General features: G+C 37.2%; 26 protein-coding genes. 14 read left to right on the plus strand and 12 right to left on the minus strand.

Annotation, left to right across the window (positions count from 1 at the left end; genetic code table 11):
• Positions 1-38: 38 nt before the first annotated feature.
• Positions 39-719: a (d)CMP kinase gene (gene cmk / locus SOM16_RS17105; RefSeq protein WP_320465216.1), complete on the minus strand. Its 681-nt coding sequence runs from the start codon at positions 717-719 to the stop codon at positions 39-41.
• A 74-nt stretch (positions 720-793) separates the two neighbouring features.
• Here cmk and arfB point away from each other — a divergent pair, with 74 nt between their 5' ends.
• Both arfB and SOM16_RS17115 read left to right on the plus strand, forming a co-directional pair.
• Complete coding sequence (gene arfB, locus SOM16_RS17110) at positions 794-1,201, plus strand: alternative ribosome rescue aminoacyl-tRNA hydrolase ArfB (RefSeq protein ID WP_320465217.1); 408 nt, start codon at positions 794-796, stop codon at positions 1,199-1,201.
• A gap of 113 nt (positions 1,202-1,314) precedes the next feature.
• The gene (locus tag SOM16_RS17115; protein ID WP_320465218.1) at positions 1,315-2,349 is read left to right on the plus strand and encodes an MAC/perforin domain-containing protein; all 1,035 of its coding nucleotides are present in this window, start codon (positions 1,315-1,317) and stop codon (positions 2,347-2,349) included.
• 45 nt (positions 2,350-2,394) lie between these two features.
• Here SOM16_RS17115 and SOM16_RS17120 read toward each other — a convergent pair whose 3' ends face one another.
• Positions 2,395-3,342, minus strand: coding sequence for a lipid A deacylase LpxR family protein (locus SOM16_RS17120; RefSeq protein ID WP_320465219.1), 948 nt, complete (start codon positions 3,340-3,342; stop codon positions 2,395-2,397).
• Between the two features lie 83 nt (positions 3,343-3,425).
• On the minus strand, positions 3,426-5,897 hold the full coding sequence (gene lon / locus SOM16_RS17125; RefSeq protein WP_320465220.1) for an endopeptidase La: 2,472 nt from the start codon (positions 5,895-5,897) through the stop codon (positions 3,426-3,428).
• Between the two features lie 307 nt (positions 5,898-6,204).
• Here lon and SOM16_RS17130 point away from each other — a divergent pair, with 307 nt between their 5' ends.
• Positions 6,205-6,825 (plus strand): tetratricopeptide repeat protein, encoded by a 621-nt coding sequence (locus tag SOM16_RS17130; RefSeq protein ID WP_320465221.1) that lies wholly within the window; start codon positions 6,205-6,207, stop codon positions 6,823-6,825.
• A 49-nt stretch (positions 6,826-6,874) separates the two neighbouring features.
• Here SOM16_RS17130 and SOM16_RS17135 read toward each other — a convergent pair whose 3' ends face one another.
• Both SOM16_RS17135 and gpmI read right to left on the minus strand, forming a co-directional pair.
• Complete coding sequence (locus SOM16_RS17135) at positions 6,875-7,408, minus strand: hypothetical protein (protein WP_320465222.1); 534 nt, start codon at positions 7,406-7,408, stop codon at positions 6,875-6,877.
• The gene (gpmI, locus tag SOM16_RS17140; protein ID WP_320465223.1) at positions 7,408-8,931 is read right to left on the minus strand and encodes a 2,3-bisphosphoglycerate-independent phosphoglycerate mutase; all 1,524 of its coding nucleotides are present in this window, start codon (positions 8,929-8,931) and stop codon (positions 7,408-7,410) included. The genes SOM16_RS17135 and gpmI overlap by 1 nt, the downstream gene beginning before the upstream one ends.
• A gap of 205 nt (positions 8,932-9,136) precedes the next feature.
• On the opposite strand from gpmI, the gene SOM16_RS17145 reads away from it, so the two are divergent.
• The 4 genes from SOM16_RS17145 to SOM16_RS17160 all read left to right on the plus strand — a co-directional run bounded on the left by SOM16_RS17145 (position 9,137) and on the right by SOM16_RS17160 (position 12,047).
• Entirely contained in the window at positions 9,137-9,502 is a 366-nt protein-coding gene (locus SOM16_RS17145) for a DUF4783 domain-containing protein (RefSeq protein WP_320465224.1), read from the plus strand.
• Positions 9,503-9,612: 110 nt separating this feature from the next.
• Positions 9,613-10,455 (plus strand): carboxylating nicotinate-nucleotide diphosphorylase, encoded by an 843-nt coding sequence (nadC, locus tag SOM16_RS17150; RefSeq protein WP_320465225.1) that lies wholly within the window; start codon positions 9,613-9,615, stop codon positions 10,453-10,455.
• 50 nt (positions 10,456-10,505) lie between these two features.
• A complete protein-coding gene (plsY, locus tag SOM16_RS17155) occupies positions 10,506-11,153 on the plus strand; it encodes a glycerol-3-phosphate 1-O-acyltransferase PlsY (RefSeq protein WP_320465226.1) in 648 nt (215 codons plus the stop codon).
• A gap of 87 nt (positions 11,154-11,240) precedes the next feature.
• On the plus strand, positions 11,241-12,047 hold the full coding sequence (locus SOM16_RS17160) for a M48 family metallopeptidase (RefSeq protein ID WP_320465227.1): 807 nt from the start codon (positions 11,241-11,243) through the stop codon (positions 12,045-12,047).
• 425 nt (positions 12,048-12,472) lie between these two features.
• Here the strand turns inward: SOM16_RS17160 and SOM16_RS17165 are convergent, their stop codons facing one another.
• The 5 genes from SOM16_RS17165 to SOM16_RS17185 all read right to left on the minus strand — a co-directional run bounded on the left by SOM16_RS17165 (position 12,473) and on the right by SOM16_RS17185 (position 18,906).
• Positions 12,473-13,729, minus strand: coding sequence for an anthranilate synthase component I family protein (locus tag SOM16_RS17165; RefSeq protein WP_320465228.1), 1,257 nt, complete (start codon positions 13,727-13,729; stop codon positions 12,473-12,475).
• A gap of 32 nt (positions 13,730-13,761) precedes the next feature.
• Complete coding sequence (locus SOM16_RS17170; RefSeq protein WP_320465229.1) at positions 13,762-14,598, minus strand: Bro-N domain-containing protein; 837 nt, start codon at positions 14,596-14,598, stop codon at positions 13,762-13,764.
• Between the two features lie 163 nt (positions 14,599-14,761).
• Positions 14,762-16,042, minus strand: coding sequence for an adenylosuccinate synthase (locus tag SOM16_RS17175; protein ID WP_320465230.1), 1,281 nt, complete (start codon positions 16,040-16,042; stop codon positions 14,762-14,764).
• Between the two features lie 34 nt (positions 16,043-16,076).
• Positions 16,077-16,574: a transcriptional repressor gene (locus tag SOM16_RS17180; RefSeq protein ID WP_320465231.1), complete on the minus strand. Its 498-nt coding sequence runs from the start codon at positions 16,572-16,574 to the stop codon at positions 16,077-16,079.
• A 124-nt stretch (positions 16,575-16,698) separates the two neighbouring features.
• Entirely contained in the window at positions 16,699-18,906 is a 2,208-nt protein-coding gene (locus SOM16_RS17185) for a bifunctional (p)ppGpp synthetase/guanosine-3',5'-bis(diphosphate) 3'-pyrophosphohydrolase (RefSeq protein ID WP_320465232.1), read from the minus strand.
• Positions 18,907-19,016: 110 nt separating this feature from the next.
• On the opposite strand from SOM16_RS17185, the gene SOM16_RS17190 reads away from it, so the two are divergent.
• The 4 genes from SOM16_RS17190 (at position 19,017) to SOM16_RS17205 (ending at position 22,497) form a co-directional block, all read left to right on the plus strand.
• Positions 19,017-19,631, plus strand: a complete 615-nt coding sequence (locus tag SOM16_RS17190; protein ID WP_320465233.1) for a DUF4294 domain-containing protein — start codon at positions 19,017-19,019, stop codon at positions 19,629-19,631.
• 5 nt (positions 19,632-19,636) lie between these two features.
• A complete protein-coding gene (locus tag SOM16_RS17195; RefSeq protein ID WP_320465234.1) occupies positions 19,637-20,152 on the plus strand; it encodes a glutathione peroxidase in 516 nt (171 codons plus the stop codon).
• 2 nt (positions 20,153-20,154) lie between these two features.
• Positions 20,155-20,871 carry a bacillithiol biosynthesis deacetylase BshB1 gene (gene bshB1, locus SOM16_RS17200; protein WP_320465235.1) on the plus strand — a complete coding sequence of 239 codons (717 nt, stop codon included), beginning with the start codon at positions 20,155-20,157 and terminating at the stop codon, positions 20,869-20,871.
• Between the two features lie 264 nt (positions 20,872-21,135).
• Complete coding sequence (locus SOM16_RS17205) at positions 21,136-22,497, plus strand: acyl-CoA dehydrogenase family protein (RefSeq protein WP_320465236.1); 1,362 nt, start codon at positions 21,136-21,138, stop codon at positions 22,495-22,497.
• Positions 22,498-22,532: 35 nt separating this feature from the next.
• Here the strand turns inward: SOM16_RS17205 and SOM16_RS17210 are convergent, their stop codons facing one another.
• Positions 22,533-22,934, minus strand: coding sequence for a hypothetical protein (locus SOM16_RS17210; protein WP_320465237.1), 402 nt, complete (start codon positions 22,932-22,934; stop codon positions 22,533-22,535).
• A gap of 2 nt (positions 22,935-22,936) precedes the next feature.
• Positions 22,937-24,268 (minus strand): L-lysine 6-transaminase, encoded by a 1,332-nt coding sequence (gene lat, locus SOM16_RS17215; RefSeq protein WP_320465238.1) that lies wholly within the window; start codon positions 24,266-24,268, stop codon positions 22,937-22,939.
• Positions 24,269-24,546: 278 nt separating this feature from the next.
• On the opposite strand from lat, the gene SOM16_RS17220 reads away from it, so the two are divergent.
• The 3 genes from SOM16_RS17220 to SOM16_RS17230 all read left to right on the plus strand — a co-directional run bounded on the left by SOM16_RS17220 (position 24,547) and on the right by SOM16_RS17230 (position 26,002).
• On the plus strand, positions 24,547-24,750 hold the full coding sequence (locus SOM16_RS17220; protein ID WP_320465239.1) for a hypothetical protein: 204 nt from the start codon (positions 24,547-24,549) through the stop codon (positions 24,748-24,750).
• A gap of 388 nt (positions 24,751-25,138) precedes the next feature.
• Positions 25,139-25,798 (plus strand): hypothetical protein, encoded by a 660-nt coding sequence (locus SOM16_RS17225; protein ID WP_320465240.1) that lies wholly within the window; start codon positions 25,139-25,141, stop codon positions 25,796-25,798.
• 3 nt (positions 25,799-25,801) lie between these two features.
• Positions 25,802-26,002 carry a hypothetical protein gene (locus SOM16_RS17230; RefSeq protein ID WP_320465241.1) on the plus strand — a complete coding sequence of 67 codons (201 nt, stop codon included), beginning with the start codon at positions 25,802-25,804 and terminating at the stop codon, positions 26,000-26,002.
• Positions 26,003-26,301 lie beyond the last annotated feature (299 nt).

Genomic DNA, 26,301 nt, shown 5'->3' on the forward strand with positions numbered 1-26,301 from the left:
AATGTATGAAATTAAAATAAACAGATAAATATAAAATGCTATCCTGCCATTAATGGTTCAACTTTTCCGATAGCAAAATTAAGCTGTTCTTCCTGAGTTAAATTCGTATTGTCTAAAATAATGGCATCATCAGCCCTCACTAATGGACTTTCCTTCCGGGTTGTGTCAGCATAATCACGATGGGCCAGATTTTCAAAAACTTCTTCTAAAGTCGTTAGGTTATTTCCTTTACTTTCGAGCTCCTTAAACCTTCTTTCAGCCCTGATTTTAGGATCGGCAGTCATGAAAAACTTTAGTGGTGAATTTGGAAAAACAGTGGTTCCAATGTCACGGCCATCCATAACAATGCTTTTTGATTTACCCATTCGCTGTTGTTGTTTAACCATTTCATGGCGAACAATTTTATGGGCAGATACTTCGCTCACATTTTGCGAAACAGGCATCAAACGAATCTCATCAGATACTTCCTCGCCGTTTAACGTAATATGCGATTCATAATCTCTCGAATGGAAATTTAATTCGATGTGTTGCAGTGCATCAATAACTGCGGCATCGTTGCTTATATCTATATTGTTCCTTAAAAAATATAAGGTAACAGCACGATACATCGCACCGCTATCTACATAAATAAAACCTAATTTTTTAGCCAGCGCCTTTGCCAGGGTGCTTTTTCCACACGACGAATAGCCATCAATAGCTATAACCAAGTTCTTTTTCATTCGGCTACAAAGGTAAAAAAAGACTGTTTAGTTACTAGCTTTTTTAGATGGATTATCTTTTATAATTTTGCAATATGTTACCCACAAGAGAAGAAATTTTAAGATCTGTTACTTTCAAAACATCCAGAAGTGGAGGTAAAGGTGGGCAAAATGTAAATAAAGTTTCCAGTAAAGTTGAATTGATCTTTGATTTATCAGCAAACGAATATTTAAGTGATGATGAGAAAACGTTACTAAAATTCCAACTTGAAAACAGGTTGGATAGCGAGGGCTTGCTGCATATTGTCTCTCAAGAAGATAGAAGTCAGCTCTTGAATAAAGAAAAAACAGTGGCAAAGCTGCTTGAACTTCTTAAAAAGTCTCTTCACGTACAGAAAAAGAGAAAACCAACCAAAATTCCAAAGGGGGTGATAGAAAAGCGCTTGAAAAATAAGGCTTACACTTCCGAAAGAAAGAAAAATAGATCGATGCCCGATTTTTGATTGGCTAATAGCTTTTGGTATCTCTATTCAAATTATTCATCAATATTGTTACTTCTATCGCTCATATATCCTGGTGTTTTTGTTAGTTTTGAAGACACACAAATAAAACACAAATGAAAAAAATTCTATTAACGTTGGCTGTAATCGCCACACTTTCTTCCTGCAAGAAAGACTCCGAAGAAATTCCTTCTCCTGTTCCTGAAGAAAAACTATCGCCAGATATCGCCTTTACGGTTAAGGGGGCAACACAGGATACTCAACCTTTGTATCCATCATCTGAAAACTTTAATTTTTTAGGATATGGATATGATGTTACAGATAAGTTTAATGATCAGGCTTCTATAAGAGCGAATGTCGTTGATATTCCTACTTATGCTGCCAGTGGATCTTCCAGTATTTTCGTAAACGGAACTACAGAAGGTTCATGGACAACTATTCTGGCTGAAGATGCGGTAGATCTATCGAAAAAATTTTCCGGATTCTTTAAGGAAACAAAAGGTTTAAGTCTTTTTGGGAACACCATCGATAAGGTATTCGCAGGAAAAGATGCCACTAATAAAAAGTATGTTTACGGGTACTATTCCTATTACATGATTTGGAAAAGGTACAAGTTGTACTATGAACAACCTGTAAATAATTATCTAACAGCCAGCTTTAAGAGTGATATTGGATTGTTAAGTGCTCAGGAACTCGTTAAGAAATATGGTACACATGTTTTAACGAATATAAGGATAGGTTCAAAATTTGATGTAGTTTATCAGGCAGAAGCACCTGAAAACGATAGAAGAGAAGCTATTATTATGGAAGGGTTACGTTATACGATTAAAAGAACATTTGGCTTGCCTACTGGTTATATGGACGAACCTAAACTGCGTGATTTAAATGATAATACTTCAGCCCAGATCTATTATCGTTCAACCGGAGGCGATATCAGTAAATTAAAAACTGAAACCATAAATAACAGACTGGTTTTAAACCTTAACAACTGGGTTTCTTCTACCACAGAAGATAAAGCCCGGTTTATTGGGGCCTCGGATGATGGTTTGGTTCCCCTTTATAAATTTGTTGATGATCAAGAGAAAAAAGCTGCGGTTAAGGGATATGTAGATCAATACCTGGCAGAAAAAGCAGTTAAACTGTCAAATTAAGGAATAAAGAAGGGCGATCTGATCGCCCTTCTTTATTAGAGAAATTTAGCTTCCGAAACGGTAATATAAACTCAATCCTCCATAATTCTGTGCTTTTGCAACACTTTTCACTTCTTTGGTTTTGAAGATAATATTGAAATCTGCTGTAAATCTTTTTGAACTATAGTTCACACCAAACTGCTGTTCAAAAACAATTGGTTTTACGTCGAAAGTTAAGGGACTATTATTTTTAAATAAACTTCCCTGAATCGTCGCATCGTAAGCCACTACATTTAATTGTGGTTTCGCGTAAAAGAACAACTCGGATTTATTAAGGCTGGCTGTTCTTGAATCACCAATTACGGCATTATGGTAAGCACTGTTAAACAACTGGTTCAACCTCCCAGCTCTAAATAATGCCGATGCACCCAAACCAGAAAAAGTAGTTCCTAAGTTAACATATCCTTGGCCGCTTAAATCGATTATCTGATCGCTCGAGCGAAGTAGTAGTTTGCTATAATTTGCAGCCAGATTAACAGCAACCTCATTTTTAATTTGATATTCCCATCCGGCAGGTGTATAGAAACCTACTGTTTTATGAAGAAACTCCTGCGCATCCTGTGCCAAAGAATTCGGACCAACAGTACCAACTTCAATACTGGTTTTTAACACGCTTTCATTTTTGTAAAAAACCGAATAAGCACCGCCAGCATATAAATAGCCAGCAAAAGGTCTATCCTGATCTTCTCGTTTAGCCACTTGTCCCCAATAAGGCGTATACATTTTCTGGCCAGCAGAAATTTCATAGGTTTTCTTTTCTATTTGATCAGAAAACTTAGCAGGATCTATCGCCCTGCGGAAATAAAGGAATAATCCGTTGGTATAGTACCGATCATTTAAGGTAGCTAAATAAGCATCGTTTTCGGTTTTAAAACCAAATTCGTTTTTAAAGGATTGCCCAAAACCCGACAGGCAGATTAAACAAAGAATAGCAGTAGTAAAAAATGATCTCATAAAAAAGCCCGGGCGATTAACCCGGGCTATAAAAGTATTTATTGTTATTGGATATTTATTCACTCATCCAAAAGATTTACCATTTAATTGACAATCGGCGCAATTTTAATGCTCAGATCTAGAGGCTTTTTTACCTTATTTGTGGTTAAAGCCAATTCAATTACCTCGCTCATTTCCGTAACATAATGGAAAGTAAGGTCTTTAATATAGCTTTCTTTGATCTCTAAAATATCCTTGCGATTGCTTTTACAAAGAATAATTTCTTTGATATTGGCTCTCTTCGCTGCAAGAATTTTTTCTTTTATACCACCAACAGGGAGAACTTTACCACGAAGGGTAATCTCGCCTGTCATGGCTAAATGTTGTTTCACCTTACGTTGCGTAAATGCAGAGGTTAATGCCGTTAACATGGTTACACCAGCAGACGGACCGTCTTTTGGCGTCGCACCTGCAGGTACGTGTACGTGAACATCCCAGCTATCAAATAAGGTATACTCAATTCCAAATTCTGCTGCATGAGCACGTAAATAAGCCAGTGCAATAACTGCAGATTCTTTCATTACATCACCAAGATTACCCGTTAAGGTTAACTTCCCTTTTCCAGGACTTAAGCTAGATTCAATAAACAAGATATCGCCGCCAACACTTGTCCAGGCCAGGCCGGTAACCACACCAGCCACTTCATTGCCTTCGTACAAGTCTTTATCGTAGATAGGAGCACCTAAAATGCGTTCAACATCCTCGTTGGTTAAAGTTACATTGTATTCTTCTTCCATCGCAATTTTTGTTGCAACACCACGAACCAGGGAGCCTACTTTTTTCTCCAAACCACGTACACCACTTTCGCGGGTATAATCTTCGATTACTTTTTCAATTAAAGCAGGTTTAAGAACAATGTCTTTTAGTTTTAAACCATGATTTTCTTTTTGCTTAGGCAATAAAAACTTCTTGGCAATCTCTATTTTTTCTTCGATAGTATAACCATTAACTTCTATAATCTCCATACGATCTAGCAAAGCCGGTTGGATAGTACTTAATGAATTGGCTGTCGCGATGAATAAAATGTTAGATAAATCATAATCCATTTCTACATAATGATCATAGAAAGCATTGTTTTGCTCAGGATCCAATACTTCAAGCAATGCTGAAGATGGATCACCACGGTGATCTGTTCCAACCTTATCAATCTCATCCAAAACAAATACAGGGTTATCTGCCCCCGCTTTTTTAATGGACGAAATAATGCGGCCGGGCATTGCACCAATATAGGTTTTACGGTGACCACGAATTTCAGCCTCATCACGAATGCCACCTAAAGCCATTCGTACATATTTACGGCCTAATGCTTTAGCGATTGATTTTCCCAATGAAGTTTTACCAACTCCCGGAGGACCTACTAAACATAAAATTGGCGCCTTCATGTCACGTTTCAGCTTTAAAACAGCCAGATACTCAATAATTCGCTGTTTAACCTTTTCTAAACCGAAGTGGTCTTTATCTAAGATGCGTTGCGCTCTTTTTAAATCGAAATTATCTTTGGTAAACTCACTCCAGGGTAAGTCTAAAATTAATTCCAAATAATTCAACTGAACAGAATAATCCGGCGCAGCTGGATTCATCCGGCCTAATTTATCAAGTTCCTTATCAAAGTGATCGTTAACCTCTTTTGACCATTTTTTTAGCTTTGCTTTTTCTTGCAAAGCATCAAACTCCAAATCAGCAGAATTACCACCTAATTCTTCCTGAATTGTTTTTAATTGTTGATTAAGGAAATAGTCACGTTGTTGTTTGTCCAGATCAGTACGAACTTTAGATTGGATTTGATTTCTCAATTCCAGCATCTGCAATTCAATCATCAATAACTCCATTACCTTTTGCGCACGGTCTAGCAATTTATTCATTTCCAGAATCTTTTGCTTATCGGCCATTTCGGCATTCATGTTTGATGATATAAAATTTATCAAAAATGAATTGCTCTCTATGTTTTTTAAAGCAATACTCGCCTCACTGGGGATGTTCGGCGAAAGCTGAATAATTTGAGCTGACATTTCACGGATAGAAGCAATTAATGTTTTAAATTCTTTATCCACCTTGTGCTTTTGCTCTTCAAATTTCTTCACAACAGCCTTAATGTAAGGTTCATTTTGAACTTCTTCAATTAAGCTGAAACGTTGTTTACCCTGGATAATTACTGTTGTATTGCCATCTGGCATTTGCAGCAATTTAATGATATTGGCTACTGTACCCACAGTATTAAGTTGCTCAAATGTAGGGTCTTCGATAGAAACATCCTTTTGAGATACTACTCCGATAATCTTATTGCCTTTGTAAGCTTCTTTGATTAATTTTATCGATTTATCCCGTCCAACCGTAATTGGAATAACCACCCCAGGAAACAGAACGGTGTTTCGCAAAGGTAATATAGCCAGGATTTCTGGCGTATCCTCATTATTCATCTCCTCCTCATCTTGTTGAGACATTAAAGGGAAAAATTCGGTATCCTCATTTATAATTGGCATAGCAGAATGAAAATCAAATATATCTTGTTTACTCATTATCACGTTTCCTCTCACGACAAACTGGCAGTTTAATCGTATTCACATTGTTTAATTATGTTAGTAATATAATAATTTCAACTCTTGTGCCAAAGTAAAAACTATATTAATCTTATGTTAAAAAGGCAGATAAATATATTTATTAGTGACAATATCATATTTTTCGGTTTTCTACGTTTAAGCTATTATTAAGGGGTTTCCATTTAAGGTGAAAAAAATTAAAAACTATTAATTTGTCATAATAGGATTATATTGCAAAAAAATCACCCCCGAAAGGTGCTGGAATTATCTAAATTATTATTCATACATGAACTATTTCAAAAAAGCAATTTTAGGACTAATCATTTTCTCATCTACCGCAACGTTTGCTCAGAATAATTATGAGAAAAGTATGCAGGCCATGATGAAAGGGGATTATAAAACTGCTGTTACTCAATTAGAAAAAGCCGATGCCAAAACGCCCGATAACGCTGCTGTATTAAAAATGCTCGGTTATTCTTATTTTCAGAATGGAGAATACGAAAAATGTATCGCTACTTACAGCCGTTTACTTTCCGTGAAGCCTGCAGAAGTATCAGCCTATTATTATCGTGGCAAAGCAAGATTGAATATTGCGAACGATCCGAAAGAATCTTTAAATACGATGCGGGAGAACTTTTATACTGCTGCAATTAGAGACTTTACAAAAGCGATTGAAATTACTGGAGATGAGGATACGCAAATGTTTCAAAATAGAGGCTTAGCCTATAAGGATTATGCCATTTTTAAATCTTACAAAGTAAAGAAAAGTGTGGAGAAAGCGGCCTGTGTAGCATTATTTAATAACTCTATAGCAGATTTTCAGAAAGTGTTAACCATGCAACCTTTGAGAAAAGATATTATTGATTGGGTTACTTATGATAAAGCTCAGATAGCAAGTTTGAAGTAAATCTTTAAATAAAAAAAGCGGTCAGAAATTTAATTTCTGACCGCTTTTTTTATGGATTAAATTTGGCTACAATAGTATAGTCTTTTGGAGCAAGTAACCGTATTTTTTGTTGTTTCCTAATCTTATATAAAACATCAGGATAGTAGGTAAGTGTATCAAGCGATTGATATAAAATATTTTTATTAAGGATTATAATTTCAACCTTACTAATCTGTGAGCCATTTTTCTCTACTGAAACTTTCTTTACAGGAATTTTCTTACTGTCAGAAGTGTAAGTTTGAACACCATCTTGCTGGTTTATCTTAAAGCTTCCTTTCCAGGAGTTTTTATTAATATCAGAATTAACAAAAATCGCAAGTTCCTTATCCCAATCAGTAATTAATAACGATTTGGTTTCGCTCGTACCATTTATGCTAACCGTTTTATCTACGCTAACTTTAGCATTTTTCAACCGGATGATTTCTTTGCTGAAATATCCCTTCAAGTCAAAATATAATAAATCGGTATTTGCCTTGGCAGCTTCCCGTTGGTTACAAGAGAAAAAAGCCAAAGCAAATACCAGAATACCAAGTTTTCTCGTCATTATACCAATACGTTTCCTGTCATCTCTACTGGAATATCTACTCCTAAAATTCTCAATACAGTAGGAGCGATATCGCCAAGCTTGCCATCAGCAATAGTTTTATAATCGTTGTCGATCAATATACAAGGAACCAGGTTGGTCGTATGTGCTGTATTTACTGAGCCATCTCCATTCACCATGAATTCAGAGTTACCATGATCGGCCAATAAAATAAATGAGTAACCGTTTTCCAGGCCTTTATTTACAACCGTTTCTGCACATTGATCAGCGGTTTCTACGGCCTTAATCACTGCGTCAAAAACGCCGGTATGCCCAACCATATCCGGATTAGCAAAGTTTAAGCAAATAAAGTCTGCCCAACCAGTTTCCATTTCTGCAGTAATGGCCGCGGTAATACCAGCAGCACTCATTTCTGGTTGTAAATCATAAGTAGCTACTTTCGGCGAAGGAACTAAAATGCGTTTTTCATTCGGAAATTCAATCTCTCTACCACCAGAAAAGAAGAAAGTTACGTGTGGGTATTTTTCCGTTTCTGCAATACGGATCTGGTTTTTATTGTTTTCAGACAGCACCTCGCCGATTGTTTTTGTCAGATCATCTTTGGTAAACATTACATTTACTTTATCGAAGCTCTCATCGTAAGTGGTCATTGTAACATAATACAATGGTAGTTTATGCATCAATTGTTCAGGGAAATCTTTTTGGCTTAGTGCCGACGTAATCTCGCGTCCTCTATCTGTACGGAAATTGAAGCAAATCACCACATCATCAGGCTGGATAGTTGCAATAGGTTCACCATTAGTTTGTGTAAGTACTACAGGATTTAAAAACTCATCTGTAATGCCATTAAGATAGGAATTTTGAATTGCACTTAATGCATCCTGGGTTTTTTCTCCAACTCCGTTTACCATTACATCGTATGCTTGCTTAACACGCTCCCAGCGGTTATCGCGATCCATTGCATAGTATCGTCCAACCATGGTTGCCAACTTTGCATTCCCGTGCTGAAGATGATTTTGAAGATCGGTAATAAAACCTAAGCCAGATTTAGGATCAGTATCGCGTCCATCTAAAAAAGCATGAACAAACGTTTTTTCTACATGAGCTTCGTTAGCTGCATCACAAAGTGCCTTTAAGTGTTCAATGTGTGCATGTACACCGCCATTAGAAACTAGGCCGATAAAATGTACTGCTTTATTATTGGCTTTGGCATAATCAAATGCATCAAGTAAAACCGGGTTGCTGTGCAATTCTCTATCGGCAATTGCTTTATTAATTCTACCCAGTTCCTGATAAACAACTCGCCCAGCCCCTAAATTCATATGCCCAACTTCTGAGTTTCCCATCTGTCCTGCAGGTAATCCTACAGCTTCGCCAGATGCTTCTAGTTTGGAGTGCGGATAATTTTGTAATAAGGAATCAAAAAAAGGTGTTTTTGCAGCATATGCAGCATCAGAATTATCCTGACGTCCGTAGCCCCAGCCATCTAAAATTATAAGAGCGAGTTTTTTATTGTTTATCATATTAATTCAAAAATTTATTCGTCAATACCAAAACATTTTCTTTTAAAACATGTTTTAGTGTTTTATTCATATGGCAAATATAACTTTATTGAAGGTTATACAAATTAAGAAATCGTTTTTTGATACGCTAATGGCATAATTTTAGCTATACCGTTCTGTATAAAATACAGAAATGATCCGGAGCTTGTTTTTACTTGTTATTAGTTTGACATCATTATATCTACCTAGTGCTATCCAGGCTGATATTATCGATGATTTATCATCTTATTTTAAAGCTGGAAACACCAAAGAAATTGCCAGAAATTTCTCCTCAACAATCGAATTAATTATTATTGATGAGGAAGATGTCTATTCTAAAGCACAGGGTGAACAAATTTTGAGAGATTTTTTTACTAAACATCCACCTGTTAAAACAAGTGTTTTTCATAAAATTAACAATAGTCCAAACTATCGTTTTGGCGTTGTGATTCTTAATACTTCAAAAGAAACTTTCAGGGTTTCTATTACCATGAAAAAATTTAATAATAGTTTTTTGATCACGGAATTAAGAATCGAGCCTGCTAAAGATTAGTTTAATTCTTCCGAAACCCTTAATTTAACTTCCAATAACCTTTCTTAATATCTGCTGGTAAATTGTGTGCTAATAAATATTTCTTATTTTTGCAGCATAAAACCTATATTTTGGATATTCAACTGATACATCAATTCATAAAAAATGCCCTGGCTGAAGATGTTGGCGATGGTGATCATACTTCATTATCAACAATTCCTGCCGGTACTCAAGGTAGGGCAAAACTGATCATCAAAGAAGATGGTATTTTAGCAGGGATGGAATTGGCGCTTGAAATTTTTGCAACTGTTGACCCTGATTTGAAAGTAACTGTGTTATTGGAGGATGGTGTAGCAGTAAAAGTTGGCGATATCGGTTTAACTGTAAGTGGAAGTACCCATTCGATTCTGATTGCTGAGCGGTTAGTACTTAATTGTATGCAGCGAATGAGTGGCATTGCAACTAAAACCCATCATATTGTTTCCCTTTTAAAAGATTCCAAAACTAAGATTTTGGATACGCGCAAAACAACTCCTGGTTTACGTTATCTGGAGAAATGGGCGGTAAGAATCGGCGGAGGTGTTAATCATCGTATCGGGTTATATGATATGATTTTAATTAAGGACAACCATGTTGATTATGCTGGTGGAATTGCTAATGCAATTACATCTGCCAAAAAGTATCTGGACGATCATCACAAATCGTTGCAGATTGAAATTGAGGTGAGGGATTTAGATGAATTAGCTCAGGTATTGGCTGTTGGCGGTATAGACCGCATTATGCTCGATAACTTTAATTTCGACAATTTAAAAGCTGCTGTTAAACTAATTGATGGTCAGTTTACTACTGAAGCCTCAGGTGGAATCACCGAAGAAAATGTAGCAGAATATGCCGCTTGCGGAGTTGATTTTATCTCAATGGGAGCACTTACACATTCCGTAAAAAGCCTCGACATCAGTTTAAAAGCATTCTAAAAGTGATGTGTTATAAAATTGAAAGCTTATTTTTTGTATCATTGTAGGCTATGGTTACGGTTTATTCGCTCACTGCTTTATTATTTGCGTATCTATTTGGATCCATACCAACAGCTGTATGGCTCGGTCAGGCCTTTTACGGTATAGACGTTCGGGAGTATGGAAGCGGTAATGCTGGTGCAACCAACACCTTCAGGGTTTTAGGTAAAAAAGCAGGAATTGCCGTAATGGTAATCGACATTGCCAAGGGCTATACCGCTACCAATTTAGCCTATCTCATAGGGATGTCTGTTACCGGACCACAAAATTCAGTTGTTTTTGTTAACTATCAGCTTGCCCTTGGTGTTACTGCTGTAATGGGGCATTTGTTTCCCGTTTTTGCTGGCTTCAGGGGAGGAAAAGGTGTGGCTACACTTTTTGGAATGATTTTGGCAGTTAACTTCGAAGCATCTATGCTTTGCGTTCTGGTTTTTGTGATTGTGTTACTATTAACGAAGTATGTTTCATTAAGTTCGATCTGTGCCGGCTTTACATTTCCGCTCAGCGTGGTATTTTTGTTTCAGGTTTCGATAAAATCAGAAGTGCTATATGGCATGGTAGTCTGTGTTTTAATTTTAGTTACGCATCAAAAAAATCTCGAAAGATTGCTCAAGGGCAAGGAATCTAAAGTGTATTTGTTTAGGAAGAAAACTAATTAACAACAAAAACACAATCATTAAAACTAATTCAGTAGCTTACTGTTAAACAATCGGTTTGCCTGAAGGGTCACTAAACTAAATCACATTATGAAAAAGTTACTTTTAACAGCGAGTATTGCTGGCGTTTTATTATTTAATTCATGTTCTACTGTTCCGTTAACAGGACGTAGTCGATTTGATTTAGTGAGTAACGATCAGGTTTTGCCGATGGCATTTCAAGCTTATAGTACATTCTTAACAGAAAATAAAAGTACGGTTCTTTCTGCATCCAATGCGCAGGCGTTAAAGGTAAAAACCATTGGGAACAAGTTAATTGCAGCAGTAAAGTCTTATATGAATAGCAATAACTATGGCAACTTAATCGCTGATTACCAGTGGGAGGTTAACGTAGTACAAAATAACGAGAAAAACGCATGGTGTATGCCAGGTGGTAAAATTGTGGTCTACACGGGTATTTTACCAGTTACCCAGGATGATGCTGGCTTAGCTACAGTTATGGGGCACGAAATTGCTCACGCAATTGCTGGTCACTCGGCAGAGCGGATGTCGCAAGAAATGGTAGCTCAGGGCGTTGGTGCAGCAGCTGGTGTAGCATTATCTAAAAACCCTAAAACACAATCTATCTTCAATACGCTGTATGGTGTAGGTACACCAGTTGCAATGTTGAAATTCAGCCGTAACCAAGAATTAGAGGCAGATCGTTTAGGTTTAATTTTTATGGCAATGGCTGGTTACAATCCACAAAATGCAACTGCTTTTTGGAATAGAATGTCTTCAGCCTCAGCTGGTGCACAAAAACCAGCAGAGTTTTTGAGTACTCACCCAAGCGATGCAACACGTATAGCACAAATTCAAAAATATTTACCTGAAGCACAGCAATATTATAAAAAGTAAGATCTTTAAGGTAGAAGGCTAAAGGTTTAAGGTGGAGGGTTTTGCATAGAGCAGAAATCTCCACCTTTTTTATTTGAACTGGTTTAGGGTTTGGTTTATTTAAAGGTAGAAGGATTTAAAGGTTAAAGGCTAAAGGTTTAAGGTGGAGGGATTTGCATGTAGCAGAAATCTCCACCTTTTTTTTGAACTAGTATAAGATTTGGTTTATTTAAAAGTTTAAGGTGGAGGGGTTTGCATGGAGCAGAAATCTTCTCCTTTTTTATTTGCAAAAAAAAGGAGGAGAATTTGGTTTTTTATTAATAGCGAGATGCTACGACCGAGAAAGGTTTATTTATCATTTTTTAAAAAACAATGCTCCTGACCAAGCTGTTGACGACTAAAGACTAAAGACTAAAGACTAAAGACTAAAGACTAAAGACTAAAGACTAACCCTCCAGCACCTTTAACATCGCACTAGCTTTGAGCAAGCATTCATCATATTCTTTTAGGGCATCACATTGATAAGTAATGGCTCCACCAACCTGGAACGATAAATATTTTGTCTCCGCATTATAAAGTATACTTCTAATTACGACGTTAAAATCGAAATCTCCATCAGGATTAATGTAGCCAAAAGAACCAGAATACATTCCTCTCTTTGTTTCTTCGTATGCTTCGATTAATTCCATTGCTTTTAGCTTAGGTGCGCCCGTCATAGAACCCATTGGAAAAGCATTTTTAATCGCATCAATAAAATGAACATCATTGTTTAGCTCGCAACTAATGGTAGAAATCATCTGGTGCACTTGGGGGAAAGTGTAGATTCCAAACAATTCATCCACTTTTACCGTTCCCTTTACCGCCGACTTCGTCAGGTCGTGGCGTACCAGATCTACGATCATCACATTTTCAGACTGCTCCTTTAAATCATGTTTAAGCTGAGTCTTTATATTTTGGTCTTCCAGTAAAACATTGCTCCGTTTAGCTGTTCCCTTTATAGGTTGAGAGATTAGTTTATTATTGCGTTTGCACAGGAACCTTTCCGGAGTAGCTGATAAAATGTAATGATCTCCGATTTTAAAATAACCAGCAAACGGGGTAGGAGACAATTGATTTAGGGTTTCAAAAGTTTGAACAGGATTTATGATTGCATTTTCTGCAAAAAATTCCTGGCAGAAGTTAATTTCATAAATGTCTCCTCGTAGAATATGGCTTTTTAATGCTTCTACTTTATCTAGATATTGCACTTTCGATAATCGCTTTTGAATTTTTAATACCGCTTGCTTCTGATCATTGCTAATGATGAATTGGTTAATTTCATCAATAATGGAATCATTTCCAATCAGCACATTAATCAAACCGTTTTTAATGCCAATTAAATACTTAGGAATAAAGAAGTACAACTCCGGAAAGTTGAGGTAATCAGGATGATCTGATTTTAAATTTTCAACTTCGTTTTTGAGTTCATAACTAAACGTCCCGAAAAGCCAGGTATGATGCAATGATTGAAAGTTCTTAAGCTGTTCAAATGCATTCCCATCCGAGCATTTGAGCTCTAGTTGAACACCAGCTGCAATTAAACAATCATGTGATGAATATTGATCTTGGTATTGATTAGAATCCAGAAGGCAGCAAACCTCGAACTGGTTAGCCCAATGCAATGCTTTTTGTTTGAAATTGGTTATCTGATTTATGGTTTTCAATGATGTTATTCCTTGTTTGATATGATTTAAGACTACTCCAGGCTTTTGTCATCCCTTTTTTCGGTAAGCTCTTTAAAGTTTTGATTGCTTACTATTTTTTTGCCAGACTTTTGTTCCAAATCTTCTCGGGCTTTACCCGCAACACTGCCACCTGCTTTTGCCGCGGTATGATTTTCATCAAAGCCTTTAGCATCCCTATTCTTAGCAATTTCTGTTGTTGAAGCTTCGCCCAGCATTGAAAAAATCAATTCCAAATCCGTCATGTGGTCTCTCAAATTCTCATTGGCTTTTTTTAAACCTTTTAACTTCTTATAATCGCTTGGAATGATGCCAAAAGTTGCTTTGCTAATTTCGGCAGTTAGAATGGCGTATTCCCTGCCTTCCTTCACACCTCTCTGCTTCCATTCGTTGGTGAGTTCATCACGAACAAGAATGCCACGAATTCGCTTTTCTATCCATTCATCGCTGTATCCTTTGGCTTTATAAGTAGCTCTAATCCTGGCTTGTGCTAATTCGGGATTTTCTATTTCTGCAATTCTTTCTGCACCAACTTTTGCCAGCCACTGTTTAAATGGTTCGGCTTTTGGAGATGGAATAGATTGAATCAGGCGCAGCAGTTGTTCTGTGTTGGCCACGTCAGTCACCCTCATTTTCCCATCATCTGCCGGCATTTTCAACTGTCCCAATTTATGGGACAGTTCGCTGCCTTCATTTTGCAGTTTTGTTTTTAAAGCGTTCCAATATTTTCTAGGGCGCGGCGAATTCGTTAATACTTCAACAACATCAATGATTGAGAAATACCATTTTTCTTCTAGTTCATTCCACTCAGAACGTACTTTTTTGTCTTCAAATAACTTTAAATCACTCATTTTTATTTAAATTAAACTTGGTGTAATAATCGTATAGAGATGAGATTTCTTGTTATTAATAGGGAGTTCTAAGATAGATAAAGGCTGCTAAAAAACTAGAAAATGTTATAAACAGAAAAAGCAACCCGATAAAGGTTGCTTTTTCTGTAAGTATTTAAATATTTTAACCTAGTTCTAAAGTTTGTGCTCTATCGGGCCCTACTGAAAGGAATTTAATTGGCACTTCTAATTCTTTTTCCAAGAATGCAATGTAATCGTTCAGCTTCGCTGGAATCTGATCAACAGAAGTGATTTTAGTTACGTCTGTAGCCCAGCCATCAATTGCTTTCAATACCGGTTTTGGTTCGATAGAAATAATATCATAAGGCATATAGTCGATCGTTTCGCCATTATACTCATAGTGTGTACAAGCATAAATGGTTTCGAAAGTATCTAAAACATCTGCTTTCATCATAATTAATTCGGTTACACCGTTTAACATGATGGCATATTTTAAGGCGGGAAGATCAATCCAGCCGCAACGACGGGCACGACCAGTAGTTGCACCGAACTCATGTCCTAAAGCACGAAGATTTTCGCCAACTTCATTATCTAATTCCGTTGGAAAAGGACCTCCTCCAACTCGTGTACAATATGCTTTAAAGATACCATAAACAGCACCAACTTTATTAGGTGCAATACCTAAACCGGTACAAGCTCCTGCAGTTGTGGTATTGCTTGAAGTTACAAATGGATAAGAACCAAAGTCAACATCTAGCAAGGTTCCTTGTGCGCCTTCTGCCAGCACCGCTTTGCCTTCTTTTAAATAGCCATTCACAAAGTGTTCGCTATCTACGTGTGGAATTGATTTTAAGAACTCAATCGCTTCAAAAAACGATGCTTCTTTTTCTGCCAATTCATATTCAAAACCTTCGTAATGAGAAAGGATTTCGGTATGTTTTTCTACTAGTTTAGCATAACGCTCCTTGAAATCAGGTAGGGTGGTATCACCAACACGTAAACCATTACGTCCGGTTTTATCCATATAAGTTGGGCCAATTCCTTTAAGTGTTGAGCCGATTTTATTTTTACCCATGCGGGCTTCATTAGCCGCATCCAATAACTGGTGGGTAGGTAAAATTAAGTGGGCTTTACGGGCAATTACCAATTTGCCATCAGCAACAGGATCATGACCAGCTTTTTTTAAGTTATCTAACTCTCTTTTTAAAATGATCGGATCGATTACTACACCATTACCGATAAGGTTCATGGTTTTTTCGTTGAAAATTCCTGATGGAATAGTGTTTAGAACAAATTTTTTGCCATCGAACTCTAAAGTGTGTCCGGCATTCGGGCCACCCTGAAAACGGGCAATAAGATCATATTTCGGACTGAGTACATCAACGATTTTTCCCTTTCCTTCATCACCCCATTGCAGGCCGAGAAGTACATCTACTTGCGTCATTATTAAAAATTTAAGCTGGTTTTATTGTGTGTGTTTACTTAATTGCTTCAGGTTTCGTCACTTTAGCTGTTTCATTTACTTTTCTCGCCATGCTGCAATCTGAGCAAAAGCCATAAAGGTTTAATGAATGGTGTTTCACGTCGAATTTTAACAGATCGCCAACCATGGTTTGAATCTGGTGAATTCTGGGATCGCAAAATTCAACTACTTTACCGCACTCTATACAGATCACATGATCATGTTGACGGTAACCGTAAGATTTTTCGAATTGTGCCATATTCTTACCAAACTGGTGTTTGGTAACCAAATCACATGAAACCAATAACTCCAAAGTATTGTAAACCGTAGCACGACTTACGCGATACTTTTGGTTTTTCATGTGGATATAAAGGGTTTCAACATCGAAGTGATCGTTTCTAGAATATATTTCTTCCAATATGGCGAAACGCTCTGGTGTTTTGCGTAGATTTTTGTTTTCTAAATAAGCTTCAAAAATCTTGCGAACGAGCTCATTTGTTTTTTGTTCAGACATAGTATTTAAACTCCGTTCAAAGGTAGTTAAATTGTTTTTAAAAATGATTACACCAGTGAAATGATTACACCGATTTGGTAATTGTTTGATTGTTATGACTCCAGACTACAAACTCCCGACTTTTTTATGCATCAAACCTGGTTACCCCGGTAACCCCCCGGACTTTCATTAAATTTTTGATTAAATTTTCCAGATGTTCCGTATCATTAACGAAAATCATAATAGATCCATCAAATATTCCCTCATTCGTATCAACCGTAATGGAACGCATGTTTACTTTAAAATCCGTTGAAATAACGCGGGTGATATTATTGATTAATCCTACATCATCGATCCCGACAATTCTTAATCCGGTTAAGAAAGTTAATTCCTGCTGTTTATTCCATTTGGCTTTGACTACGCGATAACCGTAATTTGCCATCAGCTGCGCAGCATTAGGACAATTGGTTCGGTGGATTTTGATTCCATCACTTACCGTAATAAAACCAAAAACATCATCACCTGGAATAGGGTTGCAACAGGCAGCAAGGGTATAATCAATGCGTTGCATGTCTTCACCAATGAGCAGGATGTCAGATTCGCCACCTTTAATTTTACTCTTAATTCCATCTACCGATAAATTTTCCGGGCGCTCCGGACCTCGGCTTTCTACTTCTTTTTCGCTATTGAGATATTCTTTAATATCACGCAGCTCGATTTTGCCAAGGGCTACGTTTACAAAAAGCTCCTGGGTAGATGGTAATTTAAAGAAATAGCTTAATTTCTGCAGGTTATCTGTGTTGTAAGTGATTTTGAGCGATTTAAGTTTTCGCTCCAGAATTTCCTTCCCGTTATCCGCAATCTTCCGTTTTTCCTCTTTGAGTGATGATTTAATTTTGGATTTGGCTTTTGCCGTGACCACAATATTTAACCAATCCTCTTTAGGCGTTTGCTTATTTGAGGTAATAATCTCTACCTGGTCACCATTTTGCAACTTATAGGAGATTGGTACCAATTTATGGTTAACCTTTGCGCCGATACAGGTTGCACCCACACCGGTGTGAATTTCAAAAGCAAAGTCTAAAGCGGTAGCACCCAAGGGAAGTTGAAGTAAAGCACCTTTTGGTGTGAAAATGAAAATCTCATCAGAGAAAAGGTTCATTTTGAAATCATCAAGAAAATCTAAAGCATTTGCTTCCGGATTACTCAGCATTTCCCTCACTTTTTGGATCCATTGGTCAAGTCCGTTGTCATTACTTGATTCCTTATATTTCCAGTGCGCAGCAAAACCTTTTTCTGCAATCTCGTTCATCCGTTGCGTACGAATCTGAACCTCAACCCATTGTCCGCGAGGTCCCATTACCGTAGTGTGCAAACTTTCGTAACCATTTCCTTTTGGTGATGATACCCAATCGCGCAAACGATCCGGATTCGGGCGGTATAAATCTGTTACGATAGAATAAGCTTTCCAGCAATCTGCTTTCTCATTTTCGTAAGCACTATCCAAAATAATCCTGATGGCAAAAAGATCATAAACTTCCTCAAAAGGAATATTTTTCTTTTTCATTTTATTCCAGATGGAATGGATAGATTTTGGACGGCCATAAACATCGGCGACTAAACCCTGTTCATGTACGATTTCATCAATCGGTTCTACGAACTTTTTGATAAATAAAGCACGTTCGGCCTTTTTCTCATTAAGTTTCTTAGCGATAAATTTATAGGTATCAGGATCAAGATATTTCATTGAAAGATCTTCTAATTCTGATTTTATGGCATATAAACCTAAACGGTGGGCAAGTGGTGCATATAAGTATATGGTTTCGGATGCGATTTTAAGTTGCTTATGGCGTGGCATAAAATCCATCGTCCGCATGTTGTGTAAGCGATCGGCTAGTTTTATGAGGATCACGCGAACATCATCCGCCAGGGTAAGCAGCATTTTCCGGAAATTCTCTGCCTGTAAGGAACTATTGGTGTCAAAAACGCCGGAGATCTTGGTTAATCCATCGATAATTTTTGCTGTTTTCTTGCCAAATTCACGCTCAATGTCTTCCAGTGTGATGTCTGTATCTTCTACCACATCATGCAGGAGCGCACAAACAATAGAAGTAGTACCCAAGCCGATTTCTTCGGCAGCGATTTGTGCCACAGCGATAGGGTGGTAGATATAAGGTTCGCCAGATTTACGCCGCATGTCTTTATGGCTTTCCAGCGCCATATCAAATGCTTTCCTGATTTCTTTCTTATCTCCCTTTTGTAGCGTAGATTTGCTGGCCCGTAATAATGCCCTGTACCTTTTTAAAATCTCCTTCTTTTCCGCCTCTAAATCAATCACTAACTCTGTTTTCATTTGTTTTTTTTGCGTAAAAATTTGCGTCTTATTTATTAATAAAACTTATATTAGTTCTGTTAAACGACTAATATATGAAATAACACCTAACTTTGTCAAAGTATAAATTTATGAAATTTAAAGGGCTAATCATTCTGTTTATTGTCATGATTTTTAGTAGCACACTAAAAGCACAAGACCCTGTAGCACCAGTTTTCCCAAAACAAGGTAAAACTGATACAATAAGGGTAGGCTCTACGAATGATAATGGCATGATGATTCCATGGATGCAATTACAGGACGTCAGTATTTTTGCCCATAGAATTTGGAAATCTCCGGCTGAACAAGTTGCATATAGCAGATTGCGTTATAATGTTTTAAAGGTGATGCCTTATGCCTTATACGCCAAGCGACGTTATCAGCAACTGGAAGATGATATTGCCCGTACGCCTGAGAAAAAAGAGCAGAAGAAATTGGTTAAGCAATGTGATAAAGAAATCAAAGACATGTTTAATCGCGAGATAAAAGAATTAACCATTACTCAGGGACAAATTTTAACTAAACTGATTGACAGGGAGGTTGGAAGAACAACTTATGATATTGTAAAGCAAACTAAAGGTGGTTTTGCCGCTTTTTCTTATCAGATTGTTGCCCGTGTGGTTGGTCATAATTTAAAAAGTACTTACAATCCTAACGAAGATCGCGATATAGAATCTATTATTCGTACTTCAGGATTTTATCAATAAACATAATGCAGGAAAGCATTCCGAATATCTATTCTTTCAAGGTTAAGAAAATTAATGGTGAAGATCAGTTGCTCTCCGCATATCGCAATAAGGTTGTTTTAATCGTAAATACGGCATCAGGTTGTGGTTTTACGCCACAATTGGGAGAATTACAACAGCTGAAAGATGAAATTAATCATCCGGATTTTGAGATTTTAGGTTTTCCAACCAATGACTTTGGCAAGCAGGAACCCTTAGTAGGGAATGAAATCGCTTCGTTCTGCGAAATTAACCATGGCGTTAAATTTCCTATTTTCGATAAAATATTGGTTCGTGGTGAACATGCCCATCCACTTTATCAGTTTCTGAGTAATAAGAATCAAAACTCGAAACTTAGTTCTAAACCCAGGTGGAACTTCCATAAATACATTTTGAACAAAAGAGGCGAACTGGTTGATTTTTATCTGCCATTTACCAAGCCTTTAAGTGCTAAGATTAAAAAGAAAGTTCAGCAACTGCTGAATGAAAATCTCCAAAAATAATCATGAAATTAGATATTTTAGTTATCGCTGTACATCCTGATGATGCAGAACTTTGCTGTTCAGGAACAATTCTGAAACACATTGCTATGGGTAAAAAGGTTGGTATTGTAGATTTAACCAGGGGCGAACTCGGTACCCGCGGCACTGCTGAAACCAGAGATGAAGAAGCTGCAGATTCTGCCAGAATTTTAGGTCTGCATGCCCGTGAAAATCTTCGTTTGCGGGATGGCTTTTTTCAGAATGATGAATTTCATCGTTTAGAAGTAATTAAGGTAATCAGAAAATATCAACCTGAAATTATTTTAAGTAATGCACTGGAAGACCGACACCCGGATCATGGACGGGCTGGTGATTTAGTTTATGATTCGGTTTTCCTTTCTGGCTTACCGAAGATAGAGACGGAAGTGGAGGGCTTAAATCAAGCTGCTCACCGACCAAGATTATTGCTGCAATATATACAGGATCGTTATTTGAAACCCGATATCATAGTTGATATCTCAGCGCATATGGATCAAAAAATAGAATCGATCAAAGCTTTTAAAACCCAATTTTACAACCCTGATGTAGATGGTTTGCAAACCTATATCTCCTCACCAGAATTTTTCGAAACGGTAATTGGTCGTTCGAGGGAATTTGGTAAAAGTATTGGGGCAACCTTTGGTGAGGGATTTACCTCCAGGAAGTTATTGGGCGTGGATAATCTGTTTGATCTGAAATGATTTTGTGTGGTTTAACCGCAAAGAAAAAGAAGTAAATCGCAAAGCGCGCAAAGTTAAGTGGTCAACCTAAGCCTATTTTCTTCTTTTCTTTGCGCAACTTAGCGCCCTTTGTTGCGGTTAATTATTTATTTACAAAGTTCTTTTTCTTCTTCTTTTCTTTGCGTAACACTTGGCGCCTTTGCGGTTAAAACTGACGCACTTTGCGGTTAAACTCGCCTCTCCAACAAAATCACCCTTCGTTTGTTACTCTTCAAACGAATAATAATGGCGAATATATTCTCTTCAATCAAAAATGCATACAAACTTTTCAAACAGATAGATTTCGATAAGTTAGATGCTTTGTCCCAAAAAGTGGATCTGCCTAAAATGGTAGAAACAATTTCCAATCTGGATGAAAAGCAAATTCAGGGCATGATGAAAATGATGGGTGGATCTGGTAAAAAGAAAGAATTGCCGCCAATTGAGGGCGACTTTTACCACCTTGGCGATGAGGCTTTAAAAGATGAAGATCGCCAGTTGCAGTTGAAGGTCCGTGCGTTTTTAGAGAAGGAAGTTAAGCCAATCGTTAATCATTATTGGAATAAAGCAGAATTTCCGTTTGAAATTATTCCGAAACTTGCTGAGCTAAATATTTGCGGTTTAACTTATCAGGGTTACGGCTGCCCCGGTAAATCCAATTTAATGGAAGGTATTTTGGCGATGGAAATGGCCAGGATTGATACCTCCATCTCTACCTTTTTTGGTGTGCAAAGTGGCCTGGCGATGGGTTCTATTTATCTCTGTGGTTCTGAAGAACAGAAACAGCAGTGGTTACCATTAATGCAACAGTTTAAAGTTATTGGTGCTTTCGGGTTAACAGAACCCGAAGTGGGATCTGCTGCAGCAGGTGGTTTAACTACAACCTGCAGAAAAGTAGGGGAGAAGTGGGTTTTGAACGGACAGAAAAAGTGGATCGGAAATGCAACTTTTGCAGATATATTAATCATTTGGGCACGTAATGAAGGAGATGGTGAGGTTAAAGGCTTTATCGTAAAAAAAGATAATCCTGGCTTTGCAGTAGAAAAAATGCAGGATAAAATGGCCTTGCGTATTGTTCAGAATGGAATCATCACCCTTACAAATTGTGAAGTAGAAGAAGCTGATCGTTTACAAAATGCCAATTCATTTAAAGATACCGCAAAAGTTCTTCAGATGACCAGGGCGGGGGTGGCCTGGCAAGCGGTTGGCTGTGCACGTGGCGCTTACGAGAATGCCCTGGAATACACCCGAACCAGGAAACAGTTCGGAAAGCCGATTGCCTCTTTCCAGTTAATTCAAAACCATTTGGTAGAAATGTTATCCAACTTAACCGCGATGCAAACCTTATGTTTCAGGCTCTCTCAATTGCAGGACCAAGGCTTACTAAAAGATGAACATGCCTCATTGGCAAAAGTATTTTGCTCGTTACGTACCCGTGATGTAGTGAGTAAAGCCCGGGAGGTAATGGGCGGAAATGGTATCTTGCTTGAGTATAATGTAGCCCGTTTCGTGGCCGATGCCGAAGCCATTTACTCTTACGAAGGAACAAAAGAAATCAATACGCTGATTGTAGGACGAGCTATAACCGGATTTTCTGCATTTGTATAGTTGGTTCGTTTTTTGGTTATTTAGTTGATTGGTTGTTAAAAAGGATATTTATTAAATGCCACCTGGCTCATGGCACTTTTTTCATACAAACCAATGCAAGCTTTATTGAAAGCGGAATCAAAATTGATTTCACCGGGATGTAAAGCCTTTGGCACATTCGAATTCTGCATAAAGAAATAAACCTTGGTATTGCCGTATTTAGTATGAGGCATTAAATTGCCGTAATCTTCCAATTCCTTCCAAATAGAATCTTTAACCGTTACCACATAAATACGTTGTACCGGCCCGGTGTTGTTGGCATTTCTGAATTTCGCCACTTCTTTAAAGCCGGCTTTCATGTTTTCGATGCCAGGCTGATTGAACGTATCCCTAGCGATAAAGAAAACCAGAATTAAAACAATACCAGCAATAGCATACAGGAGTGATTTTCTGCTCATGTCTACAATAAAGGCAATATTTTTTCCATAACCGTCAAGCCTTCGTCAATATGTTTTTGTTCAATACAAAGTGCAGGTCTGAAACGAATTGTTTTTTCTCCACAGCCTAAAAACATCACATTTTGTTCCAGGCCCTTAGCTATAAATGTATTTCGCATCTCTTTGTTGGGAAAGTCAAAAGAACAAAGTAATCCACGACCGCGAACATTAGTCATTTTGTCGAATTTTTGTGCAAGATTAGCCAGATTGTCTTTTAGGTACGCACCCACATTTGCTGCGTTTTCACAAAGCTGATCATCTGCTATGATTTGTAGAATTTGAGAAGAACGTACCATGTCTACCAGGTTTCCACCCCAGGTAGAGTTGATTCGGCTGGGTACTTTGAATACATTTTTTTCAACCTCGTCTACTTTATTGCCTACCAGAATTCCACAAACCTGCATTTTCTTGCCAAAGGCTATAATATCTGGTCTTGCTTGCTCACTAAAATTCTGGTGACACCAGAATTTACCAGTTAAACCCACACCTGTCTGTACCTCATCATAAATTAAAAAGGCGTCGTTCTCATCGGCCAAAGTTTTCAATTGAATCAGAAACTCTTCACGGAGATGATTATCACCACCTTCTGATTGAATGGGTTCAATAATAATGGCACAGATATCATCCTTGTGTTCTGCGAAGGCTTTTTTGACCTGCGCAATTGAAGTCTCCTCCGTTTGAATAGCATGATTTAAATTTTCATCAGCAAGCGGGAATTTCACTTCAGGCACAGAAACCCTTGGCCAATCGAACTTGGCAAACCATTTTGTTTTATCCGGTAGGGTGTTGGTAAGGCTTAAGGTATAGCCCGTTCTTCCGTGAAACGCTTTTTCGAAATGCAGTACTTTAAAACCTTTTTCTTCCGTGTATCCCTTAGCAAAATTCTTTTGTACTTTCCAGTCCATGGCTACTTTAATGGCATTTTCTACAGCCAATCCGCCGCCAGCGATAAAGAAGGCATGAGGCAGATAATCTGGAATCCCAATTTTAGAGAAGGTATCTAAAAATTGCGCATATTGTTGGGTATATACATCCGAGTTGGATGGATTTGCCATCGCAGCGAGCAATAAATTCTTCTTAAAGTTTTCATCATTCACCATTTTAGGATGATTATACCCTAAAGGTACTGAGGCGAAACAGGTAAAGAAATCGAGGAGTGTCCGTTTATATTTCGCATCGTAGATATAGGCACCATGACTCTTTTCCATATCGTAAGTCAGGTCGAAACCATCGGCTAATATATGCTTGCTTAATGATTCTTTAACTTGGTCGGCTGGTATGGTTAACTGATACATAAATTTCGATTTGGTTTATTTCAAATTTAGTAAAATGTGCCTGGAATCAAAATTTAAGCACTTTTTGTGCTAGTGGGATAAAAAATAGGTTTAAACAGTTTAAAGTATGATTATAGACAAATTCAGGTTTTCGACTGAGGGAATGTGGAAAACTTTTTAATAAGAATTATTAAAATTGAAAGTTTGAAGAAGAATTTGCTGCACAAAAGTGCCGGTTTTGTATATTTCCAAAGAATCGCGAGGTCAATTAAAGAAAATAGGCAGGAAAGTAGAAAGGAATGGCTGCTGTGGATGTTGAGCGGGCAGGATTAAAAAGCAGTAATGTTAAAATCTATCAGTTTTGGCAGCACAATAATAAACTAGTAGCGTTATGGACTAGGGCCGTTATTGAGCAAAAGGCAGATTATTTGCTTGCCAATCCGGTAGCGGCAGGTTTTGTAATAAGTCCTGGTATTTGGAGATATAGTAGCGCAACTTATTAGTGGGGGGAATGATTGATTTAGATGAATTGTAAAGGATATATAGAAATGCACACGCGGCACGCGTGCGCCAGCGAGAGGATTTTGTTGAATTTAAAAGTGAGTTAATTCGATGTATTAATGAATCAGTATTTCTTTAACACCAGGTCAAAGAGAGACTTTGATTGAGAAGATTGAGAATATAAAAAAAATAATGATAAGTTGCAGTATAACGAGATATTCAATCAGATACCAATAGATGATTCTGATTTTGCGCATGCGATAGCCAAAGTCTGTAAAGATTATTGTAGATATGTACCGAAGGATGGCAAAACTAAAATTGGTTTTGCTATTATTTTAAAAGGAGGTAAATATGATGGCTTACCTGAACTACCATTAAAATTTTAATAATATGAGCATACAAATTAAATATAAAAATGAACTTAACAGTTTTGTGAGTATGCAACAGGTTCAAGGATTAAAAGAATACTCGAAATTAACTTATTATAACAATCAATTACAACAAATTGAAACACTTATTCCAATTAGAAATGGGAATAAAAAAACGGTTGAATACTTTTTAAGCGATGATCAAGTAAAAGAAAGTATAATACAAGGGATCATAAATGCAGTCATTAGTGATGATAAAATCACTAAGTTTTCATTAGTGATTTATTTCAGTAAACAAATACAACATGGTTTTACGTCTTGGGATTGGGAAGAATACTCTGTTGATAAAATTTTATTAAGCAAAGGAAAAAGTACCTATGATGCCAAAAATAGACTTGTATTTTATTGTTTTTTCGATTTACAAACAAATGCTTTAAAAAAAGGTGCATTTAAATTTTATTACGGGGGCAAATTTGATGACGAAAATGATGATTTATTATTAAAATTTAACTATTATGATAATGGAGAAGTGGAGTTGGTAACTGATTATAATGATTTTTTGGGTTTGCATGAAGCTATTTATCTAGACGAATTTTTATACTATGAAAATGAATTTAAATGGGAAGATCATCCATATTATCATTCTGCCTATACCATTTTACCAAATTCTCCAACCGTTTAAACCATGCCAAACCTATTAGATAAAATAATCATCATCGATGTAGAAGCTACCTTTTGGGAAGGAACAAACCCAGTTGGTATGGAAAGTGATATCATAGAAATAGGAATCTGCTTGCTGGATGTTCAAAGCGGAGAGATCACAAATAATAAAGGGATTTTAGTGAAGCCGGACGATCTATCATCAGTCCGTTTTGTACTGAATTAACAACCATTACCCCTCGCTGGCGCACGCGTGCCGCGTGTGCAATGTGGGTCGTAATTTCGCTGGTCTCTAAATGAAAGTATAGCAAAAGGAAACCCTTAACAAGTAGTAAAGTCATTTACAGTCGATACTCAAGCCAGCCAAAATATTTAAGAAAGTCCAATTTTATTTTGGGCATTTTCTTATATTTAATCTACAATCATCTCTATAAATAAAACCATTATCTGGCCAGCTACCCCAGCTAAAATGGTTAATTCATTCCTTTTTTTATTAAAAATAAAGCGCAAAAGCTTTTGCTGGCA

The organism is Pedobacter sp. CFBP9032 (assembly GCF_034045265.1).
Classification (GTDB): Bacteria; Bacteroidota; Bacteroidia; order Sphingobacteriales; family Sphingobacteriaceae; genus Pedobacter.